Below are 17,653 nucleotides of genomic sequence, written 5' to 3' on the forward strand. Positions count from 1 at the left end.
TTCGTCCGACGCGCGTGTTAGTGCGATTCGTGCGCCTGGCCGAGATACACCAGCGTCAGCATCATGAAGATGAACGCCTGCAGCAGAACGATCAGGATGTGGAAGATCGCCCAGATGCTGCCCGCGATGACGTGGCCGATGAAACCGAGGACCGTTGCGTCCGCACCGAAGCTCCACATGCTGCCGAGCAGCGCGATCAGCAGGAACAGCAGTTCGCCCGCGTACATGTTGCCGAACAGCCGCATGCCGAGCGAAACGGTCTTCGCGACGTATTCGACGATGTTCAGTGCGAGGTTCGGGAGCCACAGCAGCGGGTGCGCGCCGAACGGAGCCGACAGCAGCTCGTGCAGGAAACCGGCCGGGCCCTTGATCTTCAGGCTGTAGTAGATCATCAGCACGAACACGCCGAGCGCGATGCCGATCGTGCCGTTCAGGTCGGCCGTCGGGACGATGCGGTGATGACTGATGACGCCGGACAGGCCGAGCAGGCCGATCACGCGGCCCGGCAGGTCGACCGGAATGAAGTCGAGCGAATTCATCAGCGCGACCCACACGAACACCATCAGCGCGAGCGGCGCGATGAACGTGCGGTTGCCGTGAACGACGGCCTTCGACTGATCCTCGACCATCTCGACGATCATCTCGATGAAGCACTGGAAGCGGCCCGGTACGCCCGGCGTCGCGTTGCGCGCGGCGAGCCGCAGGATCACGAGGGTGAGAATGCCGCACACGATCGACCAGAACAGCGTGTCGAGATTCCAGACGTGGATATCGAAAATCGACGTCTGATGTGCGGTGGAAAAGTTCTGCAAGTGGTGCGCAATGTACTCGGACGGATCCAGAGCACGCGTGCCTTCGCTAGCTGCCATAGTCGTTAAAGCCACCCAAATTGTCGAAAATCGTTATGGCCGCTCCCGTGACGCTCTATTTCGGGAACGGTCGACGCCGATTCGTGTCGAATCCGCGTGCCGCTTGTTCTTACCGCCAGGCGAGTGCGATCCAGTACGTCTTCAGCACGACGAGGTAGGTCACGAGGAGCGGCACCCAGTGCACGCCGGCATAGCCGTACGCCACCGCGATGAACATCCCGATCGTCACGCCCAGCTTGAGCGCCTCGCCCGCCACCCACTGCATCACCGTGGGATGGCGACCTGCCTTCAGACGTGCCGCGAACAACGCGCTCGGCACCCAGCCTATCGCTCCGCCCAGAAACGCCGATTGCGCAGCGGCGCCCGGCGACTTGGAAAATAGCCACCACGCCAGCGTTGCTACCAGGGACAAGGCCACCTGCGCCATCACGACCCGATAGGGCGTCACGCGCGACGGCCGGCTCACGTCCGGGCCGAACAGTTGCTCGGCTTCAGCCCTTGTGAGCGGAACGATGTTGTTATCTTGCTGCTCGGCATCCCAGTCGTCGCCGGAAGCATCACGTCGCTCGCCCGCCGCCGACGCGGTGCGCTGCGCGGCTCGATCGCCTTGCCGTTGTCTTGGAGTCGGCGCCTGACCCGCCATCGCAGTCTTCCGCAAAATCTCCCATCCGGCCGATTCGTTCAGCTGGCCATGTGGCCAGTCTTTCCGAGAACTTTCAGGGGTGCCTAGCTAACAAATCCGCGCAATTGTAAGCGATAGTTGCGGGTCGTTCAAGGTTTTAGGCACGACAAAAACGTGCGTAAAACGACGCCTCATGATGTGAAAACACGCGAATCGGCGTCATCGAACGGCAGCGATATCGGCGCATTCTCGCGCGGGCGTTTCCGGCCCGTGACGATGGATTACAAGCTGGGGATTTCGGGATACGCGAAGGGCTCGTTCAGAGCACGTGGAGCAGCAGCGCGCCGATCGCCGCGCTCGCGATGCCGAACGGAATCGACACGAGGTGAAACGGCAGCCACATGCGCGGCGCTTTTGCAAGCCGCACCGCGATCAGGTTCGCCAGCGATCCGATCGCGATGCCGAACCCGCCGACCGACACGCCGAATGCGAGCGGGCGCCAGTCGCGCGTGAACTCCGACAACAGAATCGCGGCCGGCACGTTGCTGATTCCCTGCGACAGCGCCGCGCCCGCCGCGTACACCCGCAGCGGCGCATCGAGCCGCGCGTGCGCGATCGCGTCGTGCACCGCGGGCAGCGCGGCCGCACTGCGCAGCACGACGAACATCAGCACGAAAATCAGCAGCAGCAGCCAGTCGATCCTCAGCACCGCGTCGCGCCGCATCACGAGCAACATCGCGGCAACCGCGAGCAAGCCCGGCAGCGCGCGGTGCGCGTCGGCGAGCAGCACGAACGCGGCGAACAGCACCGCGGCGACCAGTGCCTGCCCGCGCTGCATCGGCAGCTCGACACGGTCGCCGGACAGATCGAGCGGCTTCGCGCGAAATACGCACGCGATCAGCACGAGCAGCATCGCCATCAACACGAATGCGAGCGGGCCGAGCGCGATCACGAAGCGGCCGAACGACACGCCGCTCAACTGCCAGAGGAAAAGATTCTGAGGATTGCCAAGCGGTGTCGCGATCGAGCCCGCATTGACCGCCAGCGCGGTCACGATCACGAGCCGTCGGAACGGCAGCGGCGTCAGCGCGCGCAGCGACACGATCAACGGAATCACGACGAACAGCGCGACGTCGTTGGTCAGCCACATCGCGAGCACGGCCGCGAACACGGCCAGCAGCGCGGCGAGCGCGCGCTCGGAATGCACGCGATGGACGATGCGATGCGCGAGCCACGTCAGGCACCCGGACAGCTCGAACGCCTTCGTCAGCATCAGAAGGCCGGCGAGCGTCGCGACCGTCTGCCAGTCGACGCGGCCGGCCAGCACCGCAAATGGTTGCGGGCGCAACCATTGCAACAGAAGCAGGCCGACGACGAGCACCGACAGCACCGGCTCCTGCATGACCCGGATGACCCAGTTGCGCCACCGGCGCAGCGCCGGTGAACTCGCGTCACCCATCGGCCTTCACTCTTCCACGGTCACGTTGCCGCGCAGCCGCGCGAGAACCCCTTCGAGCGCATCGAGATCGCCGAAGTCGATCGTCACCTGCCCTCGCCCACGACGGCCGAGCTTGATCTTCACCGTCGACGCAAGCAGATCGGACAACTCCTCCTCGAGACGGCGCGTATCGCGGCCGCCGTCGTCCTTCGCGCGTGCCTTCACTGCCGGCGCTTCCTTCGTCGTGTTCGCGACGAGCTTTTCGGTCTCGCGCACCGACATCCGCTTGTTCACGACCTGGTGCGCGAGCGCGATCTGCGTTGCCGCATCGACGGCCAGCAGCGCGCGCGCATGCCCCATGTCGAGATCGCCGGCGAGCAGCATCGTCTGCACCGGCGCCGCGAGGTTCAGCAGGCGCAGCAGGTTCGACACCGCGCTGCGCGAGCGGCCGACCGACTCCGCGGCCTGCTCGTGCGTGAAATGGAATTCGTCGAGCAGGCGCTGGATGCCGTGCGCCTCTTCGAGCGGATTCAGATCCTCGCGCTGGATGTTCTCGATCAGCGCCATCGCGGCGGCAGCCTGGTCGGATACGTCCTTCACGAGCACCGGCACTTCGTCGAGGCCGGCAAGACGCGCGGCGCGGAAACGGCGTTCGCCCGCGATGATCTCGTATTTGTCCTGCGCAACGGGGCGCACCAGAATCGGCTGCATCACGCCTTGCGCGCGAATGCTCGCGGCGAGCTCCTGCAGGCTGCCCTCGTCCATCCGCGTCCGCGGCTGATACTTGCCGGCCTGCAGCTTCGCGAGCGCGAGCGTATTCGGCGCGCCGTCGATCTTCACCACTTCGGTGATGTCGGCGCTCCCGCCGAGCAGCGCTTCGAGGCCGCGCCCCAGCCCTTTCTTCTTTGCCACCGCATTCATTGCATTCTTCCTCGCTTCGCTCGTCCTCGGGGCGCTCACAACGCGCGCACGCGCTCGATCATCTCGGCGCCGAACTGCAAATACGCTTGCGCGCCGCGCGACGCGCGATCGAACACGACGCCCGGCAACCCGTAGCTCGGCGCCTCCGCGAGGCGGACGTTACGCGGGATCACCACGTCGAACACCTTGTCGCCGAAGTGCGCCTTCAGTTGATCGGAGACCTGCTGCTGCAGCGTGATGCGCGGATCGAACATCACCCGCAGCAGGCCGATGACCTTCAGATCGCGATTCAGGTTCGCGTGCACTTGCTTGATCGTGTTGACGAGATCCGACAGGCCTTCCAGCGCGAAATACTCGCACTGCATCGGAATCACGACGCCGTGCGCGGCACACAGGCCGTTCAGCGTCAGCAGCGACAGCGTCGGCGGACAGTCGATCAGCACGAAATCGTAGTCTTCCGCGACGTGCTCAAGCGCTGCCCTCAACTGAAGCTCGCGGTTGTCCATGCCGACCAGCTCGATCTCCGCGCCCGATAGCTCGCGGTTCGCCGGCAGCACGTCGTACGTAAGCGCCTCCGGACGCACGCGCGCGTCCGCGACCGACACGCCGTCGACCAGCACTTCGTAGATCGTCGATTCGCAGCCGCCCTTGTCGATCCCGCTGCCCATCGTCGCATTGCCCTGCGGGTCGAGGTCGATCAGCAGCACTCGCTGCTCCTGCGCTGCAAGGCTCGCGGCGAGGTTGACCGTCGTCGTCGTCTTGCCGACGCCCCCCTTCTGGTTCGCAACGCAGAAGATCTTTGCCATCGTTCGTGTGTCCCTATTCCTTCAAACAAGTCAGGCGCCGCGCGCGCCGCGTCAATTCGCGTCGTCGACGGCCACCTCGATCAGATGCCGTTCGGCATCGAGCATCGGAACCGTCAAACGGAGGGTTTGTTCCACGTGGGTGCCAGCCGGCAGCCGCTCGACCTCGTCGTCGGGCCGCACGCCCTTCATCGCCCAGATCGATCCACCCTGCGCGACCAGATGCCGAGCAAGTGTAACGAAGTCGGCGAGATCCGCGAATGCCCGCGACACGATCACATCGAATTTTTCCGGCACTTCGACGCCGGGCTGCAGATTCTCGACCCGCCCGGTGACCACCGACAAGTTCGCGAGCTTCAGCTCGGCCTTCGTCTGTGTCTGGAATGCGGACTTTTTCTGCACGATGTCGTTCAGCGTCACCTGCCATTCCGGCAGAACGATCGCGAGCACAATGCCCGGCAGGCCGCCGCCCGACCCGACGTCGAGCACGCGCGCCGACGCACGGCCGCGCAGATGCGGAACGATCGACAGCGAATCGAGGATGTGCTGAATCAGCATCTGCTGCGGATCGCGGATCGCGGTCAGGTTGTAGACCGCGTTCCACTTCGCGAGCAGTGCAACGTAATCAAGCAGCTGGCCGCGCTGCGCATCCGTCAGCGAAACCGACAGCGCGCTCGCGCCGTCGGCCAGCATCGCGTCGAGCGTGTCCCGGCCGACCACCGGTGCGCGACGCGCGCTCATTGTTGCGCCGGGACGTTGTCGCCCCCCTGCTCCGCCGCGTCCGCCCCGTCTGCCGCCGTCGCGTCGCTCCGGCGACCGAGGCCCTTGCGCTTCAAATGCACCATCAGCAGCGAGATCGCCGCCGGCGTGATGCCCGAGATACGCGATGCCTGACCGATCGTCTCCGGCTTGAACTGGTTCAGCTTCTGGCTCACTTCGAATGACAGGCCGCGAACTTCCCGATAGTCGATCCCTTCCGGCAGACGCGTATTCTCGTTCGCATCGTTACGCTCGATCTCGCTCGCCTGACGCTCGATATAGCCTTGATACTTGATGCCGATCTCGATCTGCTCCTCGATCTGCGCGAGCAGCACCGGATCGTCGGCCAGCGGCTCGGCCGGCCCGCATTCGCCGCTGCGCAGACCGCAGACGCCCCGGTAGCTGATGCCCGGACGACGCAGCAACTCGGCGAGACTGTATTCGTGATCGATCGACTTGCCGAGCAGCGCGGTCGCCTCGTCGGCAGGCAGCGTCTTCGGTGTAACCCACGTCGACTTCAGGCGCTCGGTTTCACGTGAAACAGCATCGCGCTTCCGGCAGAACGCGTCCCAGCGCGCATCATCGACGACGCCCAACTCGCGGCCGACTTCGGTCAGACGCATGTCGGCATTGTCTTCGCGCAGGCTCAAGCGGTACTCGGCGCGGCTCGTGAACATCCGGTACGGTTCCATCACGCCGCGCGTAACCAGATCGTCGACCATCACACCCAGGTACGCCTGGTCGCGACGCGGACACCACGCGTCCTTCTCCTGCACGTAACGACCCGCATTGATGCCCGCGAGCAGACCTTGCGCGGCCGCTTCCTCGTAGCCGGTGGTTCCGTTGATCTGGCCCGCGAAGAACAGCCCGTTGATCGCCTTGGTTTCCAGCGACGCCTTCAGCGCGCGCGGATCGAAATAATCGTATTCGATCGCATAGCCGGGCCGCAGGATGTGCGCCTGCTCGAGACCGCGCATCGAGTGCACGAGCTCGAGCTGTACATCGAAAGGCAGGCTCGTCGAGATCCCGTTCGGATAGAACTCGTTCGTCGTCAGCCCTTCCGGCTCGAGGAAGATCTGGTGCGAATCCTTCGACGCGAAGCGGTGGATCTTGTCCTCGATCGACGGGCAATAGCGCGGGCCAACGCCTTCGATCACGCCTGTATACATAGGCGAACGGTCGAGACCGCCGCGGATAATGTCGTGCGTGCGCTCGTTCGTGTGGGTGACCCAGCACGGCAACTGGCGCGGATGCTGGTCCGCCCGGCCCAGAAACGAGAACACCGGAACCGGATCGACATCGCCGGGCTGCTCCTCGAGCTTCGAGAAGTCGATCGACCGCCCGTCGATCCGCGGAGGTGTGCCGGTCTTCAGTCGCCCTTGCGGCAGCTTCAGTTCCTTCAGGCGCGCGGACAGCGATACTGCCGCAGGATCGCCGGCACGACCGCCTGTGTAATTGTTGAGCCCGACGTGGATCTTGCCATCCAGGAAGGTTCCTGCCGTCAGCACGACCGCGCGCGACCGGAAGCGGATGCCAATCTGGGTGACCGCGCCCACGACGCGATCGCCTTCGACGATCAGGTCGTCGACCGCCTGCTGGAACAGCCACAGATTCGGCTGATTCTCGAGACGATGGCGAATCGCAGCCTTGTACAGAATGCGGTCGGCCTGCGCCCGTGTCGCCCGGACGGCCGGCCCTTTCGACGAATTGAGGATCCGGAACTGGATCCCGCCCTCGTCCGTCGCAGCGGCCATCGCGCCGCCCAGCGCGTCGACTTCCTTGACCAGATGCCCTTTGCCGATACCGCCGATCGACGGATTGCAGCTCATCTGCCCCAAGGTTTCGATGTTGTGCGTCAGCAGCAGCGTCTTCGCGCCCATGCGCGCCGACGCCAATGCAGCTTCGGTGCCGGCATGACCGCCGCCAACGACGATCACGTCAAATTCAGTGGGATAAAGCATGGTGGACTTCGGGCGCAGAACGCGCGCGAACCTATCTGAGAAATGTATGGGGCGAATTATAACGGGTTCGCTTTTCGGCCGGACCTCATCCGAATGTCATACAAATAAAAACAGGCATGTTCCACGTGAAACGTGTCGTTTCACGTGGAACATGCCTGCCAGTTTCCCGACCCAAACCGCCGCTCAGGCGCCCCGCTTCGCCAGCCCCAGATATGTTTCGATCACCTGCGGGTTCTGCGCGAGCTCCGCGGCCGGACCTTCGAGCGCGAATGCACCCGTCTCCAGCACGTAGCCATAATCGGACACCTGCAGCGCGGCGCGCGCGTTCTGCTCGATCAGCAGCGTCGCGACGCCTGTGCCACGCAGTGCGCCGATGATATGAAAAATCTCCTTCACGATCAGCGGCGCGAGGCCGAGGCTCGGCTCGTCGAGCATCAACAGGTCGGGCTTGCCCATCAGCGCACGACCGACCGCGAGCATCTGCCGCTCGCCGCCCGACAGCGTACCGGCTACCTGATCGCGGCGCTCCTTCAGGCGCGGAAACAGCGCGAACACGTGATCGAGCTGATCGAGGAAGTTCGCGTCCCCGGCCAGCTTGCGCCGGTACGCGCCGAGCACAAGGTTGTCCCCCACCGACATCGTGCCGAACAGCTCGCGCTTTTCCGGCACGAGGCACATCCCAAGCGCGACGCGCTCCTCGATCGGCAACAGCGCGACGTCTGTACCGCGATAGACGATCGCACCCGACGCATATCCATTCGACGGCAACGCCCCCATGATCGCGTTCAGCAGCGTCGACTTGCCGGCGCCGTTCGGCCCGATCACGCTGACGATCTGCCCGGCCCCAACCTTGATCGCCGCGCCGTGCAGCGCTTCGACTTTCCCATATCGGACCGCCAGCCCATGCACGTCGAGAACCGGCATCGTCGTATCCGTCATCACTCCACCCCGCCGAGATAGGCTTCGAGCACCGCCGGGTCCTTCTGAACGTCCTCCGGCAGCCCTTCCGCGATCCGCGTGCCGAACTCCATCACGACGAGCCGATCGGCGAGATTCATCACGAAGTCCATATCGTGCTCGACGAGCAGCACGCTCATCCCCTCCGTTTTCAGCCGGCGCAGCAGATCCGCGAGCCGCTGCTTCTCCTGGTAGCGCAGCCCCGCGGCTGGCTCGTCGAGCAGCAGCAGCGTCGGATCGCAGCACAGTGCGCGTGCGATCTCGAGAATCCGCTGCTGGCCAAGCGCGAGACTGCCCGCTTCGTCGTACATATGCGCGTCGAGGCCGACGCGGCGAATCTGGCGCGCCGCCTCGCCGAGCAGCCGCGCTTCCTCGTTCGCGTTGAGCCGCGCAATGCTGCGCCAGACGCCGCTCGTGCCGCGCAGATGCGCGCCGATCGCGACGTTCTCGAGCACCGTCATCGTCGGCAGCAGCTTCACGTGCTGGAACGTGCGACCGATCCCGCGCCGGACGATTTCGCGTGACGTCAGCCCGTCGATCCGCTCGCCGCGGAACACGATCGTGCCACCGGTCGGCCGCAGCACGCCGGTCACGAGGTTGAACGTCGTCGACTTGCCCGCGCCGTTCGGCCCGATCAACCCGACGATCTGCCCCGCCGTCACATCGAAGCTGACGTCGTTGACCGCGACGAGCCCGCCGAACTGCTTGCGCGCGTTGTCGACCACGAGCAGCGGCTCGCCGGTCGCCGGTCTGGTGCGCTGCGGCAACGCGTCCGGATGATGCGGCACGTGCGCGCGCGGCCCGCGCGGAAACAGTCTCGCGACGAACGGCCACACGCCTTGCCGCGCATGCTGCAGCAGCACGACCATCAGCACGCCGAACACGATGATCTCGAAGTTGCCTTCGGCGCCGAGCAGCTTCGGCAGCAGCGTCTGCAGATAGTCCTGCAGCACGATCAGGATCGCCGAGCCGAGCACCGCGCCCCATACGTGCGCGACGCCGCCGACCACCGCCATGAACAGGAACTCGATCCCGTGATTCAGCCCAAACGGTGTCGGGTTCACCGCGAGCTGCAGATGCGCGTACAGAAAGCCGGAGATCGCCGCGAGCACCGCCGCGTAGACGAAGATCACGACGCGCATCCAGCCGGTGTTCACGCCCATCGCCTCCGCCATCGAGCCGCCGCCGCGCAACGCGCGGATCGCGCGGCCCGGGCGGCTGTTCAGCAGGTTCTGCACCGACACGACCGCGCCGAGCACCACCGCCCAGATCACGAAATACAGGCTGCGGCCGCTGTCGAGCACGATGCCGAAAAGCGTCAGCGCCGGAATTCCGTTGATCCCGTCGTACTTGCCGAGCCAGTCGAGATTGCCGAACAGATAGAACAGCGCGAGCCCCCACGCGATCGTGCCGAGCGGCAGGAAGTGGCCGGACAGCCGCATCGTGACCACGCCGAGGATCAGCGCGACGAGCGACGTCAGCACGATCCCGACCAGCAGCGCGACCCACGGCGACACGCCGTAGCGCGTCGTCAGCACTGCGGTTGCGTACGCGCCGACACCGACGAACGCGGCCTGCCCGAAGCTCGTCATCCCGCCGATGCCGGTCAGCAGCACGAGCCCGATCGCGACGATCGCGTCGAGGCCGATGTAGTTCAGCAGCGTGATCCAGTACTCGGGCACGCGCAGCGCGCCGGGCAGCACTGGCAGCGCGAACAACACGACGAGAAACAGCCAGAACGCCTTGTTGCGGATCATCCTCCTCATCGCGTCACTCCTCTTCCTCTTCGGCCTGCGGCGTCGCGAAGCTGCGCCAAAGCAGCACGGGAATGATCAGCGTGAACACGATCACCTCCTTGTACGCGCTCGCCCAGAACGACGAATACGACTCGAGCACGCCGACGAGCAGCGCGCCGGCGGCCGCGAGCGGATAGCTGACGAGCCCGCCGATGATCGCGCCGACGAAGCCCTTCAGGCCGATCAGGAAGCCGGAGTCGTAGTAGATCGTCGTCAGCGGCCCGACGAGCACGCCCGACAGCGCGCCGAGCGCCGCCGCGAGCGTGAACGCGAGGCGGCCCGCCTGCGTGGTGCCGATGCCGACGAGCCGCGCGCCGAGCCGGTTCACCGACGTCGCGCGCAGCGCCTTGCCGGCGATCGTGCGGCCGAAATACAGGTAGAGCGCGACGATCAGCGCGAGCGCCGCGCCGACGACCCACAGGCTCTGCACCGAGATCGTCAGGCTGCCGGCCGACAGCGACGCGTCCGAGAACGCGTTCGTCCGCGACCCTTCCGCGCCGAACATCACGAGCCCGAGGCCGACCAGCGCGAAATGCACGGCCACCGACACGATCAGCAGCAACAGCGTCGTCGCCTCGGCGACTGGCTGAAACGCGAGCCGGTAGACGAACGGCCCCATCGGCACGACGATCGCGAGTGTCAGCGCGATCTGTGCGAGCATCGGCAACGGTCCTCCGGCGACACGATGCGTGATCGCGAGCAGCGCGAGCGGCATCAGCACATAGCGGCTGCCGAGCGTGGTGAGCGCACGGCCGAGTTGCCGCCGCCGCTCGCGATGCCGGACCATCGTGCCGACCTCGAGCACGAAGCACGCGACGCCCATCGCGAACAGCAGCCAGCAGGTCGCCGGAAACTTCTGCGCCTGCAGCGCGGCGAGCGTCAGCGCGCCGTAGGCAACGAACTCGCCCTGCGGAATGAAGATCACGCGCGTGACTGAAAACACGAGCACGAGCGCGAGTGCCAGCAGCGCGTAGATCGCGCCGGTCGTGATGCCGTCTTGCGCGAGGATCGCCGCGATCGAGAGATCCATCGCGTCACTCGGCCTGCAGCTTCCACTTGCCGTCGACGATCTGCACCATCACCCGGGCACGCGTGTCGAAGCCGTTGTGATCGGTCGCCGACATGTTCATCACGCCCTGCGACACCGGCAGATCCTTGATGCTCTCGAGCGCGCCGCGCAGCGCGTCGCGGAACGCCTCGGTGCCGGGCTGGCCCTTCTTCAGCGCGTCGGGAATCGCGTGTTGCAGCAGCAGCCCCGCGTCCCACGCGTGCGCGCCGAACGTCGACACCGAGCCCGCGCCATACGCTTTTTCATACGCGGCCTTGTACGCCTGCGACGGCTTCTTCACCGGGTTCGAATCGGGAAGCTGATCGGTGACGAGCACCGGGCCGGCCGGCAGGATCTCGCCGTCGCAGTCCTTCCCGCACACGCGCAGGAAGTCGTTGTTCGCGACGCCGTGCGTCTGGTAGACCTTGCCCTTGTAGCCGCGCTCCTTCAGCGCCTTCGCGGGCAGCGCGGCCGGCGTGCCGGAGCCGCCGATCAGCACCGCGTCCGGATTCGCGGATAGCGTCTTCAGCACCTGCCCCGTCACCGACGCGTCAGTGCGGCTGTAGCGCTCGTTCGTGACGACCTTGATTCCGTTCGCGGCGGCCGCCGCGTTGAACACCGTGTACCAGCTGTCGCCGTACGCGTCCGCGAAGCCGATGAAGCCGACCGTCTTCACGCCGTGCTTCGCCATGTAGCCGGCAAGCGCGTCGGCCATCAGCCGGTCGTTCTGCGGCGTCTTGAACATCCACGCGCGCTTCGCATCCATCGGCGAGATGATCTGCGCGCTCGCGGCGAGCGAGATCGTCGGCGTCTTGCCGGCCGACACTGGGTCGATCATCGCGAGCGAGTTCGGCGTGACCGACGAGCCGATGATCGCGTCGACGTGGTTCTCGTCGATCAGCTTGTGCACGTTCTGCACCGCGCGGCTCGTATCGGACGCGTCGTCGAGCACGATGTACTCGACGCTCTTGCCACCGATTTCCTTCGGCAGCAGCGCGATCGTATTCTTTTCCGGAATGCCGAGCGACGCGGCCGGCCCGGTCGCCGACAGCGTCACGCCGATCTTCACCTGCGCGAACGCCGAGGTGGCGCCGCATGCGAGAGTCGCCGCGAGCGCGGCCCCGATCCATCCAATGTTCTTCTTCATTAAGTGTCTCCAGACGCTGCGCGAAATATTCGTCATTTGATCCGGCAAAACTGCCAGTTCATCAATCTAATAAATCGTGCGCCATCAAGGCTAGACTGGTTTTCCCGTGAAGAAACGGGCAATGCGGGCGGGAATGGAAAGAAGGCGTGGGCGAACGCAAAGCGCGCGCAAAAAGAAAAAGCGCTGTTGGATTCCGTCCAACAGCGCTTTTGGGTCCGGGCACTGAGTGCCTCGATTGTCTCCTCGTTCTCCACCTGCAAATTTCGATCTGCGGTGCTTCAGAACTGATGCGAAGAATAAAGAACCTTCCGCCATGCGACAACTTAGCATTTACCCCTATGGTGCATCGCCGCACGAAAACGGGGAACCCGCGATCCATCCGGGGTCGGGCCCGCACCGCGGCGCGGCACGCACCCGCGCCGGCCGATGGTGCCGCGCATCATCACGACGACGACGCGCGCAGCGGCTTGAACCGCGCGACGATCTCGCCGACGATCCCGCGCCGGAACGCGAGCACGCATGCGATGAAGATCAGCCCGGTGACGATCGTCGTCGATTCGCCGAGCGAATTGAACCAGCCGATGCCCGTGGCCGACGCGAGCCACGTGCCGAGGTCGCCGAGCCGATCCTCGAGCACGACGATCAGCGCCGCGCCGAGCAGCGGCCCGAACAGCGTGCCCATCCCGCCGACGAGCGTCATCAGGATCACGAGGCCCGACATCGTCCAGTACGCATCGGAGAGCGTCTCGAAGCCGAGCACGAGCACCTTCAGCGAGCCCGCGAGCCCCGCGAGCGCGGCCGACAGCACGAACGCGAGCAGCTTGAAGCGATCGGTGTCGTAGCCGAGCGAGATCGCGCGCGCCTCGTTCTCCTTGATCGCGATCAGCACCTGGCCGAACGGCGAATGGACGATCCGCACGATCAGCACGCACGCGGCGACGACGATCGCCGCGACCACGTAGTACAGCGTGAGATCCGACGACAGATCGAGCACGCCGAACAGCCGGCCGCGCGGCACGCCCTGCAGCCCGTCCTCGCCATGCGTGAACGGCGCCTGCAGGTAGATGAAGTAGACCATCTGCGCGAACGCGAGCGTGATCATCGAGAAATAGATCCCCTGCCGGCGGATCGCGAGCAGCCCGACGACGAGCCCGAGCAGCATCGCCGCCGCGGTGCCCGCGACGAGGCCGAGCTCGGGCGTCGCGCCAAGCGTCTGCATCGCGTAGCCGGTCGCGTAGCCGGCCGTCGCGAGGAACATCGCATGGCCGAACGACAGCAGCCCGGTATAGCCGATCAGCAGGTTGAACGCGGCCGCGAACAGCGCGAAGCTCAGCACCTTCATCACGAACACCGGGTAGACGCCGGCGAACGGCCCGACGAGCAGTGCGACCAGCAGCAGGCCGTAGAGCGCTTTTCTCTGCATCACTTTTCCTTGCCGAAGAGGCCCGCCGGGCGGATCAGCAGCACGATCGCCATGATCACGAACACGACCGTCGCCGACGCCTCCGGATAGAACACGCGCGTGAAACCCTCGATCACGCCGAGCATCAGGCCGGTGACGATCGAGCCGAGGATCGAGCCCATCCCGCCGATTACGACCACCGCGAACACGGTGATGATCATCGGCTGGCCCATCAGCGGCGACACCTGGATCACCGGCGCGGCGAGCACGCCGGCGAACGCGGCGAGCGCGACGCCGAAGCCGTAGGTGAGCGTGATCATCATCGGCACGTTCACCCCGAACGCCTCGACGAGCTTCGGGTTCTCGGTGCCGGCGCGCAGATACGCGCCGAGGCGCGTCTTCTCGATCACGAACCACGTCACGAGACACACCGCGAGCGACGCGACGACGACCCACGCACGATAGTTCGGCAGGAACATGAAGCCGAGATTGGTCGCGCCGTCGAGCTGCGACGGCACGTCGTACGGCTGCCCCGACGAGCCGTAGACCGAACGGAACACGCCCTCGATCACGAGCGTCACGCCGAACGTCAGCAGCAGCCCGTACAGGTGATCGAGCTTGTACAGCCAGCGCAGCATCGAGCGCTCGATCAGCACGCCGAACACGCCGACGACGAGCGGCGCGAGCACGAGCATCGCCCAGTACGGCAGCCCGAAATACGCGAGCCCCATCCACGCGAGCATCGCGCCGAGCATGAACAGCGCGCCGTGCGCGAAGTTGATCACGTTGAGCAGCCCGAAGATCACCGCGAGCCCGAGGCTCAGGATCGCGTAGAACGAGCCGTTGACGAGCCCGAGCAACAGCTGGCTCAACATCGCCTGCAACGGAATGCCGAAGATTTCCATCGATTACGCCGTCAGTAAAAAACGTTGCGTGCACAACCGGCATGCGGGATTGCCGCGCCGTGTGCCTGCCTGCCCGCCTGCACGGTGCGGCGCGCGCCGAAAGCGTGCTCCGAAAGCGCGCGCCGTCACCCCGCCGTCACTTCCACAGCGCGCAGCGCGTCTCCTGCTTCGTCGTGAACGCCTGCTCGCCCGGGATCGTCTGGAGCACCTTGAAGTAATCCCACGGCACCTTCGATTCCGACGGCTTCTTCACCTCCATCAGATACATGTTGTGGACCATCGTGCCATCCGCGCGGATGTAGCCCTTCGAATACATGTCGTCGATCTTCGTCTTCTTCAGCTGCGCCATCACCTTGTCCGAATCGGTCGTGCCGGCCGCCTGCACCGCCTTCAGATACGTCGTCACCGCCGAATAGTCGGCCGCCTGCAGGTCAGACGGCATCTTCTTCATCTTGTCGAAGTAGCGCTGCGCCCACTTGCGCGACGCGTCGTTCTGATCCCAGTACCAGCTCGACGTCAGCACGAGGCCCTGCGTCGTCTCGAGCCCGAGGCTGTGCACGTCGGTGATGAACATCAGCAACGCCGCGAGCTTCATCGTCTTCGTGATCCCGAATTCCTTCGCGGCCTTGATCGCGTTGATCGTGTCGCCGCCCGCATTCGCGAGGCCGAGGATCTGCGCCTTCGATGCTTGCGCCTGCAACAGGAACGACGAGAAGTCCGACGCGGACAGCGGATGCCGCACCTCGCCGAGCACCTGGCCGCCGTTCGCCTTCACGACGTCCGCGGTGTTCTTCTCGAGCGACTTGCCGAACGCGTAGTCGGCGGTCAGGAAGAACCACGTCTTGCCGCCCTGCTTCAGCACCGCGAGGCCCGTGCCGCGCGCGAGCGCGACCGTGTCGTACGCGTAGTGGACCGTGTACGGCGTGCACTGCTCGTTCGTCAGCGCGTCGCTGCCGGCGCCGATGTTGATGTACACGCGCTTCTTCTCGGCCGCGACCTGGTTCATCGACAGCGCGGTGGCCGAGTTCGTGCCGCCGACCAGCAGGTCGAGGCCATTGCGGTCGATCCATTCGCGCGCCTTCGATGCGGCGATGTCGGCCTTGTTCTGGTGATCCGCGTACATGATGTCGATCGGTTTGCCGAGCACCTTGCCGCCGAAGTCCGCGACCGCCATCCTGATCGCCTCGAGGCCGCCCTGGCCGTCGGCGTCTGCGTAAAGCCCTGACATGTCGGTGATGAACCCGATCTTCACGGAGTCCGCGGCATGCGCGGCGCCGGCGGTAAACGCGGCGGCCGCGATCGCGAGACAGGCATGCGCGAGGGTCTTCATTTTCATTGACGTCTCTCCTGGTTCACTGCGTTGTGGTTATCGACGGGGGCCGCCACGGCTGAGCGGCCGGGTGAAAGGTGAAACGGATCAGACGCCCAGCAGGTCGTGCAGCACCGGCATCTTGCCTTCGAGCTCGGCCGCGCCGAAATGCTCGACGATGCGGCCGTGCTCCATCACGTAGAACCGGTCCGCGAGCGGCGCGGCGAAGCGGAAGTTCTGCTCGACCATCACGATCGTGTAGCCGCGTGCCTTCAGCGTGACGATCATCCTCGCGAGCGTCTGCACGATCACCGGCGCGAGACCCTCGGAGATCTCGTCGAGCAGCAGCAGGTTCGCGCCGGTCCGCAGGATCCGCGCGACCGCGAGCATCTGCTGCTCGCCGCCGGAGAGCCGCGTGCCCTGGCTCTGCCGGCGCGACTGCAGGTTCGGAAACAGTTCGTAGATCTCGCCGATCGACATCGCGTGCTCGCGCGGGCCGATCAGCGGCGGCAGCAGCAGGTTCTCCTCGCACGACAGGCTCGAGAAGATCCCGCGCTCTTCCGGGCAGTAGCCGACGCCGTAATGCGCGATCTTGTGCGTCGGCAGGCCGATCGTCTCGCGCTCGCCGATCCTGATCGAGCCGCTGCGCCGGCCGGTGAGGCCCATGATCGCGCGCAGCGTCGTCGTGCGGCCCGCGCCGTTGCGGCCGAGCAGCGTGACGACCTCGCCGCGGTGCACGGTCAGGTCAACGCCGTGAAGAATGTGGGATTCCCCGTACCAGGCCTCGAGGCCCGTGATCGCCAGTGCCGGCGCACCGCTCTCGACGCCGCTCAATTCGCGCTCCTCCCGTTCGCTGCGATTCATGCGTGCGCCCCCGCGAGCGCCGCGTCGGCACTGCCCATGTACGCCTCGACGACGAGCGGGTTCTTCGATACCTCCGCATACGAACCTTCGGCGAGCACCTCGCCGCGCTGCAGGACGGTGATCGTGTCGGAGATGCCCGCGATCACGTTCATGTTGTGCTCGACCATCAGGATCGTGCGGCCGCTCGCGACCTTCTTGATCAGCGCGGTCACGCGGTCGACGTCCTCGTGCCCCATCCCCTGCGTCGGCTCGTCGAGCAGCATCAGCTCGGGCTCCATCGCGAGCGTCGTCGCGATCTCGAGCGCGCGCTTGCGGCCGTACGCGAGCTCGACGGTCGGCACGTGCGCGAAATCGGTCAGGCCGACCTGCGTGAGCAGATCCATCGCGCGATCGTCGAGCTTGTTCAGCGTCCGCTCGCTGCGCCAGAAATGGAACCCGGTGCCGAGCGAGCGCTGCAGCCCGATGCGCACGTTCTGCAGCGCGGTGAGATGCGGGAACACCGCGGAGATCTGGAACGAGCGGATGATGCCGCGGCGCGCGATCTGCGCGGGGCGCTCGCTCGTGATGTCGATGCCGTTGAAGACGATCTGGCCGGCGGTCGGCGTCAGGAATTTGGTCAGCAGATTGAAGCAGGTCGTCTTGCCCGCGCCGTTCGGGCCGATCAGCGCGTGGATCGAGCCGCGCCGCACGCGCAGGTTCACGCCGTTCACCGCGGTGAAGCCCTTGAATTCCTTCGTCAGACCGCGTGTTTCGAGAATCGTGTCGCCGAGAATCATGTTCCCTTCCGTACGAAGTCGGGCGAAGCACTCGGAGCACTCGCGAGAAATGGCCGCGAATGTGCCAGCGGATGTC

16 protein-coding genes are annotated in these 17,653 nt (G+C 65.6%); all 16 read right to left on the bottom strand.

The window, feature by feature from the left end:
- Nucleotides 1-17: 17 nt before the first annotated feature.
- On the bottom strand, nt 18-869 hold the full coding sequence (gene atpB / locus HZI36_RS14600; RefSeq protein WP_179403360.1) for a F0F1 ATP synthase subunit A: 852 nt from the start codon (nt 867-869) through the stop codon (nt 18-20).
- Nucleotides 870-978: 109 nt separating this feature from the next.
- On the bottom strand, nt 979-1,512 hold the full coding sequence (locus HZI36_RS14605) for an ATP synthase subunit I (RefSeq protein WP_179403361.1): 534 nt from the start codon (nt 1,510-1,512) through the stop codon (nt 979-981).
- A 298-nt stretch (nt 1,513-1,810) separates the two neighbouring features.
- Entirely contained in the window at nt 1,811-2,950 is a 1,140-nt protein-coding gene (locus HZI36_RS14610; protein ID WP_179403362.1) for an SLC13 family permease, read from the bottom strand.
- Nucleotides 2,951-2,956: 6 nt separating this feature from the next.
- Nucleotides 2,957-3,850 carry a ParB/RepB/Spo0J family partition protein gene (locus HZI36_RS14615; protein WP_179403363.1) on the bottom strand — a complete coding sequence of 298 codons (894 nt, stop codon included), beginning with the start codon at nt 3,848-3,850 and terminating at the stop codon, nt 2,957-2,959.
- A 35-nt stretch (nt 3,851-3,885) separates the two neighbouring features.
- Nucleotides 3,886-4,656, bottom strand: coding sequence for a ParA family protein (locus HZI36_RS14620; protein WP_179403364.1), 771 nt, complete (start codon nt 4,654-4,656; stop codon nt 3,886-3,888).
- Nucleotides 4,657-4,707: 51 nt separating this feature from the next.
- Nucleotides 4,708-5,394 (bottom strand): 16S rRNA (guanine(527)-N(7))-methyltransferase RsmG, encoded by a 687-nt coding sequence (gene rsmG, locus HZI36_RS14625; protein WP_179403365.1) that lies wholly within the window; start codon nt 5,392-5,394, stop codon nt 4,708-4,710.
- The gene (gene mnmG, locus HZI36_RS14630; protein ID WP_179403366.1) at nt 5,391-7,373 is read right to left on the bottom strand and encodes a tRNA uridine-5-carboxymethylaminomethyl(34) synthesis enzyme MnmG; all 1,983 of its coding nucleotides are present in this window, start codon (nt 7,371-7,373) and stop codon (nt 5,391-5,393) included. The genes rsmG and mnmG overlap by 4 nt, the downstream gene beginning before the upstream one ends.
- A 183-nt stretch (nt 7,374-7,556) precedes the next feature.
- Nucleotides 7,557-8,312 (bottom strand): ABC transporter ATP-binding protein, encoded by a 756-nt coding sequence (locus HZI36_RS14635; protein WP_179403367.1) that lies wholly within the window; start codon nt 8,310-8,312, stop codon nt 7,557-7,559.
- On the bottom strand, nt 8,312-10,096 hold the full coding sequence (locus HZI36_RS14640; RefSeq protein ID WP_179403368.1) for a branched-chain amino acid ABC transporter ATP-binding protein/permease: 1,785 nt from the start codon (nt 10,094-10,096) through the stop codon (nt 8,312-8,314). The genes HZI36_RS14635 and HZI36_RS14640 overlap by 1 nt, the downstream gene beginning before the upstream one ends.
- A 4-nt stretch (nt 10,097-10,100) precedes the next feature.
- Nucleotides 10,101-11,156 carry a branched-chain amino acid ABC transporter permease gene (locus HZI36_RS14645; protein ID WP_179403369.1) on the bottom strand — a complete coding sequence of 352 codons (1,056 nt, stop codon included), beginning with the start codon at nt 11,154-11,156 and terminating at the stop codon, nt 10,101-10,103.
- Nucleotides 11,157-11,160: 4 nt separating this feature from the next.
- Nucleotides 11,161-12,321 (bottom strand): ABC transporter substrate-binding protein, encoded by a 1,161-nt coding sequence (locus HZI36_RS14650; RefSeq protein ID WP_179403370.1) that lies wholly within the window; start codon nt 12,319-12,321, stop codon nt 11,161-11,163.
- Nucleotides 12,322-12,763: 442 nt separating this feature from the next.
- Nucleotides 12,764-13,744, bottom strand: a complete 981-nt coding sequence (locus tag HZI36_RS14655) for a branched-chain amino acid ABC transporter permease (RefSeq protein WP_179403371.1) — start codon at nt 13,742-13,744, stop codon at nt 12,764-12,766.
- The gene (locus HZI36_RS14660) at nt 13,744-14,628 is read right to left on the bottom strand and encodes a branched-chain amino acid ABC transporter permease (RefSeq protein ID WP_179403372.1); all 885 of its coding nucleotides are present in this window, start codon (nt 14,626-14,628) and stop codon (nt 13,744-13,746) included. The genes HZI36_RS14655 and HZI36_RS14660 overlap by 1 nt, the downstream gene beginning before the upstream one ends.
- 136 nt (nt 14,629-14,764) lie before the next feature.
- Nucleotides 14,765-15,964: an ABC transporter substrate-binding protein gene (locus HZI36_RS14665; protein ID WP_179403373.1), complete on the bottom strand. Its 1,200-nt coding sequence runs from the start codon at nt 15,962-15,964 to the stop codon at nt 14,765-14,767.
- 81 nt (nt 15,965-16,045) lie between these two features.
- Nucleotides 16,046-16,801 (bottom strand): ABC transporter ATP-binding protein, encoded by a 756-nt coding sequence (locus tag HZI36_RS14670; protein ID WP_179403374.1) that lies wholly within the window; start codon nt 16,799-16,801, stop codon nt 16,046-16,048.
- Nucleotides 16,798-17,577 carry an ABC transporter ATP-binding protein gene (locus HZI36_RS14675; protein WP_179403375.1) on the bottom strand — a complete coding sequence of 260 codons (780 nt, stop codon included), beginning with the start codon at nt 17,575-17,577 and terminating at the stop codon, nt 16,798-16,800. The genes HZI36_RS14670 and HZI36_RS14675 overlap by 4 nt, the downstream gene beginning before the upstream one ends.
- Nucleotides 17,578-17,653 lie beyond the last annotated feature (76 nt).

The organism is Burkholderia guangdongensis (genome assembly GCF_013403875.1).
GTDB classification, from domain to species: domain Bacteria; phylum Pseudomonadota; class Gammaproteobacteria; order Burkholderiales; family Burkholderiaceae; genus Burkholderia; species Burkholderia guangdongensis.

What these genes read in the sequence shown, in the direction of transcription:
- atpB (WP_179403360.1), bottom strand. Translation starts at nt 869, where the DNA reads ATGGCAGCTAGCGAAGGCACGCGTGCTCTGGATCCGTCCGAGTACATT.
- HZI36_RS14605 (WP_179403361.1), bottom strand. Translation starts at nt 1,512, where the DNA reads ATGGCGGGTCAGGCGCCGACTCCAAGACAACGGCAAGGCGATCGAGCC.
- HZI36_RS14610 (WP_179403362.1), bottom strand. Translation starts at nt 2,950, where the DNA reads ATGGGTGACGCGAGTTCACCGGCGCTGCGCCGGTGGCGCAACTGGGTC.
- HZI36_RS14615 (WP_179403363.1), bottom strand. Translation starts at nt 3,850, where the DNA reads ATGAATGCGGTGGCAAAGAAGAAAGGGCTGGGGCGCGGCCTCGAAGCG.
- HZI36_RS14620 (WP_179403364.1), bottom strand. Translation starts at nt 4,656, where the DNA reads ATGGCAAAGATCTTCTGCGTTGCGAACCAGAAGGGGGGCGTCGGCAAG.
- rsmG (WP_179403365.1), bottom strand. Translation starts at nt 5,394, where the DNA reads ATGAGCGCGCGTCGCGCACCGGTGGTCGGCCGGGACACGCTCGACGCG.
- mnmG (WP_179403366.1), bottom strand. Translation starts at nt 7,373, where the DNA reads ATGCTTTATCCCACTGAATTTGACGTGATCGTCGTTGGCGGCGGTCAT.
- HZI36_RS14635 (WP_179403367.1), bottom strand. Translation starts at nt 8,312, where the DNA reads ATGACGGATACGACGATGCCGGTTCTCGACGTGCATGGGCTGGCGGTC.
- HZI36_RS14640 (WP_179403368.1), bottom strand. Translation starts at nt 10,096, where the DNA reads ATGAGGAGGATGATCCGCAACAAGGCGTTCTGGCTGTTTCTCGTCGTG.
- HZI36_RS14645 (WP_179403369.1), bottom strand. Translation starts at nt 11,156, where the DNA reads ATGGATCTCTCGATCGCGGCGATCCTCGCGCAAGACGGCATCACGACC.
- HZI36_RS14650 (WP_179403370.1), bottom strand. Translation starts at nt 12,321, where the DNA reads ATGAAGAAGAACATTGGATGGATCGGGGCCGCGCTCGCGGCGACTCTC.
- HZI36_RS14655 (WP_179403371.1), bottom strand. Translation starts at nt 13,744, where the DNA reads ATGCAGAGAAAAGCGCTCTACGGCCTGCTGCTGGTCGCACTGCTCGTC.
- HZI36_RS14660 (WP_179403372.1), bottom strand. Translation starts at nt 14,628, where the DNA reads ATGGAAATCTTCGGCATTCCGTTGCAGGCGATGTTGAGCCAGCTGTTG.
- HZI36_RS14665 (WP_179403373.1), bottom strand. Translation starts at nt 15,964, where the DNA reads ATGAAAATGAAGACCCTCGCGCATGCCTGTCTCGCGATCGCGGCCGCC.
- HZI36_RS14670 (WP_179403374.1), bottom strand. Translation starts at nt 16,801, where the DNA reads ATGAATCGCAGCGAACGGGAGGAGCGCGAATTGAGCGGCGTCGAGAGC.
- HZI36_RS14675 (WP_179403375.1), bottom strand. Translation starts at nt 17,577, where the DNA reads ATGATTCTCGGCGACACGATTCTCGAAACACGCGGTCTGACGAAGGAA.